Source organism: Bacillus sp. LR_5, assembly GCF_042709275.1.
On sequence record NZ_JAVAXX010000348.1, the window covers coordinates 1 to 5983 of the forward strand.

5 protein-coding genes are annotated in these 5983 nt (G+C 44.5%); all 5 read left to right on the forward strand.

All coding sequences use genetic code 11. The features are described from left to right. Positions 1-781 (forward strand): ribose-phosphate pyrophosphokinase (locus RAC86_RS34190; protein ID WP_377886583.1); only part of this gene is annotated, 781 nt, incomplete at its 5' end. Between the two features lie 84 nt (positions 782-865). Continuing rightward, entirely contained in the window at positions 866-1480 is a 615-nt protein-coding gene (locus RAC86_RS34195; protein ID WP_377886584.1) for a 50S ribosomal protein L25/general stress protein Ctc, read from the forward strand. A gap of 106 nt (positions 1481-1586) precedes the next feature. Further along, positions 1587-2153 (forward strand): aminoacyl-tRNA hydrolase, encoded by a 567-nt coding sequence (gene pth / locus RAC86_RS34200; protein WP_003226727.1) that lies wholly within the window; start codon positions 1587-1589, stop codon positions 2151-2153. 59 nt (positions 2154-2212) lie between these two features. Next, positions 2213-2443 (forward strand): anti-sigma-F factor Fin, encoded by a 231-nt coding sequence (gene fin / locus RAC86_RS34205; RefSeq protein WP_003243417.1) that lies wholly within the window; start codon positions 2213-2215, stop codon positions 2441-2443. Between the two features lie 69 nt (positions 2444-2512). Beyond that, on the forward strand, positions 2513-5983 hold a 3471-nt coding region (gene mfd / locus RAC86_RS34210; RefSeq protein ID WP_377886585.1), incomplete at its 3' end, for a transcription-repair coupling factor.

Consider the following 5983-nt stretch of genomic DNA (forward strand, 5'->3'; position numbering starts at 1 on the left):
TTGTTACATCATCCAGTCTACAAGTGACCCCGTTAACGAGCATATTATGGAACTGCTGATTATGGTAGATGCGTTAAAACGCGCTTCTGCAAAAACGATTAACATTGTTATTCCTTATTACGGTTATGCGCGTCAAGACAGAAAAGCAAGATCCCGTGAGCCAATCACAGCTAAACTTTTCGCTAACCTGCTTGAAACAGCCGGTGCGACTCGTGTGATTGCACTTGACCTGCATGCGCCGCAAATTCAAGGATTCTTTGATATACCGATTGACCACTTAATGGGTGTTCCGATTTTAGGAGAATATTTTGAAGGCAAAAATCTTGAAGATATCGTCATTGTTTCACCAGACCATGGCGGTGTGACACGTGCCCGCAAACTGGCTGACCGACTAAAAGCGCCAATTGCGATTATCGATAAACGCCGTCCGCGTCCAAACGTGGCGGAAGTCATGAATATTGTAGGTAACATCGAAGGGAAGACTGCTATCCTCATCGATGACATTATTGATACTGCAGGTACGATTACACTTGCTGCTAATGCGCTCGTTGAAAACGGAGCGAAAGAAGTATATGCATGCTGTACACACCCTGTACTATCAGGCCCTGCGGTTGAACGGATTAATAATTCAACAATTAAAGAGCTTGTTGTGACAAACAGCATCAAGCTTCCTGAAGAAAAGAAAATTGAACGCTTTAAGCAGCTTTCAGTCGGACCGCTTCTGGCCGAAGCAATTATTCGCGTTCATGAGCAGCAATCAGTCAGCTATCTGTTCAGCTAAACCATTTTTCGAGGTTTAAATCCTTATCGTTATGGGTATTGTTTGTAATAGGACAACTAAAACGACAATAGGATGGTGCTGAATATGGCAACTTTAACGGCAAAAGAAAGAACGGACTTTACTCGTTCGTCTCTTCGGAATATCCGTACTTCAGGACATGTTCCAGGTATCATATATGGGAAGGATACGGGTAACAAACCTGTGTCATTAGACAGTGTGGAGCTCATCAAAGCGCTGAGGGACGAAGGCAAAAATGCAGTCATTACGCTTGAGGTCAGCGGAGAAAAGCACTCAGTCATGGTAACAGACCTGCAGACGGACCCGCTGAAAAATGAAATCACTCATGCTGATTTTCAAGTAGTTAATATGAGTGAGGACATTGAAGTGGAAGTTCCGATTCATCTGACCGGAGAAGCCATTGGAGTGAAAAACGGAGGCGTACTGCAGCAGCCGTTATATGCACTTACTGTAAAGGCCAAGCCAAAAGCCATTCCGCAAACGATTGAGGCTGATATTTCAAGCCTTGATGTAAATGAAGTACTGACGATTGCAGATTTGCCTGCTGGCGGTGACTACTCCTTTAATCATGAATCAGATGAGGTTGTGGCTTCAATCCTTCCTCCGCAGCAGCAGGAAGCAGCTGAGGTCGATGAAGAGGAATCTGCCGATGCTCAGCCAGAAGGTGAAAACGAACAATAATAGCTTAAGGCGTAACCCTCCCGCGGTTACGTCTTTTGTGCTAGAATGAGAAGAATTATAGCCCGTTTATGAAGACGGGAGTTATGTGACTAAGGGAGGATTCGCCATGCTTGTGATTGCCGGTCTCGGAAACCCGGGGAAGAACTATGAAAATACACGGCATAATGTCGGATTTATGGTGATAGATCAGCTTGCAAAGGAATGGAATATAGAGCTGAATCAAAATAAATTTAACGGATTATACGGAACCGGATTTGTTTCCGGCAAAAAGGTTCTACTTGTTAAACCGCTTACATATATGAATTTATCAGGAGAATGTTTGCGGCCTTTAATGGACTACTATGATGTCGATAACGAAGATTTGACAGTCATTTACGACGACCTTGACCTTCCTACTGGCAAGATCCGTTTAAGAACGAAAGGAAGCGCCGGAGGGCACAATGGCATCAAATCACTGATCCAGCATCTTGGAACATCCGAGTTTGACCGTATCCGCATCGGAATCGGCCGGCCTGTAAACGGCATGAAGGTCGTTGATTATGTGTTAGGCTCCTTTACCAAGGAGGAGGCACCTGAGATCGAAGAAGCGGTTGATAAATCTGTGAAGGCTTGTGAGGCTTCTTTGAGTAAACCGTTTTTAGAAGTCATGAACGAATTTAACGCAAAGGTATAAAATGTAACAACAAAGTCCATACTACACCAAAATGACTTTTTCATCAGGAGGTCCCTTGTATGGCTTTGCATTATTATTGTCGTCATTGCGGAGTGAAAGTAGGCAGTCTCGAATCTTCAATGGTATCGACAGACTCACTTGGATTTCAGCACTTAACAAATGAGGAAAGAAACGATATGATTTCTTATAAAGAAAATGGAGATGTCCATGTTTTGACGATATGTGAAGACTGCCAAGAGGCGCTTGACCGAAATCCGCATTACCACGAATATCACACATTTATTCAATAAAAAGCTTTGGTGTAGACACTAGACCAAAGCGTTTTTCTGTTCTCACAGGAAACAGAGAGGAGGGGCCATATGGACAACATTCAAACCTTTATAAAAGAAAGCGATGACTTTAAATCCATCATCAACGGTTTACACGAGGGCCTGAAGGAACAGCTGCTCGCGGGTCTGTCGGGTTCCGCGCGTTCTGTTTTTACTTCTGCTCTGGCTAATGAAACGAATAAGCCTATCTTTCTAATCACCCATAACTTATATCAAGCCCAGAAAGTAACAGATGATCTGACTTCACTTCTAGAGGATCGTTCTGTCCTTTTGTACCCCGTCAATGAACTCATTTCATCAGAAATCGCAGTTGCAAGCCCTGAATTGCGGGCGCAGCGATTAGATGTCATTAATAGACTAACGAATGGAGAAGCGCCAATTGTCGTTGCTCCGGTAGCTGCAATCAGAAGAATGCTGCCGCCTGTAGAGGTGTGGAAAAGCAGCCAGATGCTCATTCAAGTAGGCCATGATATCGAACCTGACCAGCTTGCCTCACGGCTGGTAGAGGTAGGGTATGAGCGGTCTGATATGGTTTCTGCGCCCGGGGAATTCAGTATTCGCGGTGGAATCATTGACATTTATCCGTTGACTTCAGAGAATCCGGTGAGAATTGAACTTTTTGACACCGAGGTGGATTCAATCCGCAGCTTTAATTCAGATGATCAGCGGTCAATTGAGACCCTTACCTCGATCAATATCGGTCCCGCGAAGGAATTAATTATCAGACCGGAAGAAAAAGCGCGGGCGATGGAGAAAATCGATAGTGGTCTTGCCGCGAGCTTGAAAAAATTAAAGGCTGACAAACAAAAAGAAATACTTCATGCGAATATTTCTCACGATAAAGAACGCTTGTCTGAAGGCCAGACAGATCAGGAGCTCGTGAAGTATCTCTCATATTTCTATGAAAAGCCTGCTAGTTTACTAGATTATACACCTGATAATACACTTCTGATTTTGGATGAAGTCAGTCGGATTCATGAGATGGAAGAACAGCTTCAAAAAGAAGAAGCGGAGTTTATAACAAATCTTCTTGAGGAAGGGAAGATTTTGCATGACATTCGTTTGTCATTCAGCTTCCAAAAAATAGTGGCTGAGCAAAAACGGCCTCTGCTGTACTACTCTTTATTTTTGCGGCATGTACACCATACGAGCCCGCAAAATATCGTCAATGTGTCAGGCCGGCAAATGCAGAGTTTCCATGGCCAAATGAACGTGCTTGCGGGCGAAATGGAGCGTTTTAAAAAATCAAATTTCACTGTTGTGTTCTTAGGAGCAAACAAGGAACGTACGCAGAAATTGTCATCTGTTTTGGCTGATTATGATATCGAGGCCGCCATGACAGACAGCAAAAAAGCGCTTGTTCAGGGACAGGTCTATATCATGGAAGGCGAGCTCCAATCGGGATTTGAGCTGCCGTTAATGAAGCTTGCCGTTATCACGGAAGAAGAACTGTTCAAAAACCGTGTAAAGAAGAAGCCGCGAAAACAGAAGCTTACCAATGCAGAGCGCATCAAAAGCTATTCTGAGCTTCAAATTGGAGATTATGTCGTTCATATTAATCACGGGATCGGAAAATACCTGGGGATTGAAACTCTTGAAATCAACGGCATTCATAAAGACTATTTAAATATACATTATCAGGGCAGTGACAAGCTTTACGTCCCTGTAGAACAAATTGATCAGGTCCAAAAATATGTTGGCTCCGAAGGAAAAGAGCCAAAGCTGTATAAATTAGGCGGAAGTGAATGGAAGCGGGTCAAGAAAAAAGTAGAGACATCCGTTCAGGATATTGCTGATGACTTAATTAAGCTGTATGCCGAAAGAGAAGCGAGCAAGGGCTATGCGTTTTCTCCTGACCATGAGATGCAGCGTGAATTCGAATCGGCTTTCCCTTATCAAGAGACTGAGGATCAGCTCCGTTCTATTCACGAAATCAAAAAAGACATGGAAAGAGAACGTCCGATGGACCGCTTGCTGTGCGGAGATGTGGGCTACGGTAAAACAGAGGTTGCCATACGTGCCGCGTTTAAGGCGATCGGTGACGGAAAGCAGGTAGCTCTGCTCGTTCCGACAACCATTTTGGCACAGCAGCACTATGAAACCATAAAAGAGCGCTTCCAGGACTATCCGATTAATATCGGCCTTCTCAGCAGGTTCAGAACGAGAAAAGAAGCAAACGAAACAATCAAAGGGCTGAAAAATGGAACGGTTGATATCGTCATCGGGACGCATCGGCTGCTATCAAAGGATGTCGTGTATAAAGACTTAGGGCTCCTCATCATTGATGAAGAGCAGCGTTTCGGTGTAACCCATAAAGAAAAGATCAAGCAAATAAAAGCCAATGTTGATGTATTAACGTTAACAGCAACGCCGATTCCGCGTACGCTGCATATGTCTATGCTTGGCGTAAGGGACCTTTCAGTCATCGAGACTCCGCCGGAAAATCGCTTCCCCGTACAGACGTATGTTGTGGAATATAACGGCGCTCTTGTCAGAGAGGCGATTGAACGTGAGCTTGCACGCGGAGGCCAGGTCTATTTCTTGTACAACCGGGTAGAGGACATTGAGCGGAAAGCGGATGAAATTTCAATGCTAGTCCCTGACGCGAAGGTAGCATATGCGCATGGGAAAATGACAGAAAATGAATTAGAAACCGTTATGCTAAGCTTCCTTGAAGGAGAATCAGACGTTCTCGTCAGCACAACCATTATCGAAACTGGCGTGGACATCCCAAACGTCAATACGCTGATCGTATTTGACGCCGACAAGATGGGACTTTCTCAGCTTTACCAGCTGCGGGGGCGTGTCGGCCGTTCTAACCGTGTGGCGTATGCGTACTTCACGTATCGCCGGGATAAAGTGCTGACAGAAGTGGCTGAAAAAAGGCTGCAGGCTATTAAAGAATTCACAGAGTTAGGTTCCGGTTTTAAAATCGCAATGCGTGACTTAACGATTCGCGGAGCCGGGAATCTTCTTGGTGCCCAGCAGCATGGCTTCATCGATTCGGTCGGATTTGACCTCTATTCACAAATGCTGAAGGAGGCCATTGAGGAGCGTAAAGGAGACACAGCGAAGACAGAGCAGTTTGAAACAGAAATTGATGTCGAGCTTGATGCGTATATTCCGGAAACTTATATTCAAGACGGCAAACAGAAAATTGATATGTATAAACGCTTCAGGTCTGTGGCGACAATCGAAGAGAAGAATGAGCTTCAAGATGAAATGATCGACCGCTTTGGAAACTATCCAAAAGAAGTCGAATACTTGTTTACTGTTGCAGAAATGAAAGTCTATGCGAGACAGGAACGTGTCGAGCTGATTAAGCAGGATAAAGATGCTGTCAGATTGACGATTTCTGAAGAAGCAAGTGCTGAAATTGACGGGCAGAAGCTGTTTGAGCTTGGCAATCAATATGGCAGACAAATCGGACTGGGAATGGAAGGGAAAAAACTCAAAATCTCCATACAGACGAAAGGCCGTAGTGCTGATGAATGGCTCGAC

What these genes read in the sequence shown, in the direction of transcription:
- fin (WP_003243417.1), top strand. Translation starts at nt 2,213, where the DNA reads ATGGCTTTGCATTATTATTGTCGTCATTGCGGAGTGAAAGTAGGCAGT.
- pth (WP_003226727.1), top strand. Translation starts at nt 1,587, where the DNA reads ATGCTTGTGATTGCCGGTCTCGGAAACCCGGGGAAGAACTATGAAAAT.
- RAC86_RS34195 (WP_377886584.1), top strand. Translation starts at nt 866, where the DNA reads ATGGCAACTTTAACGGCAAAAGAAAGAACGGACTTTACTCGTTCGTCT.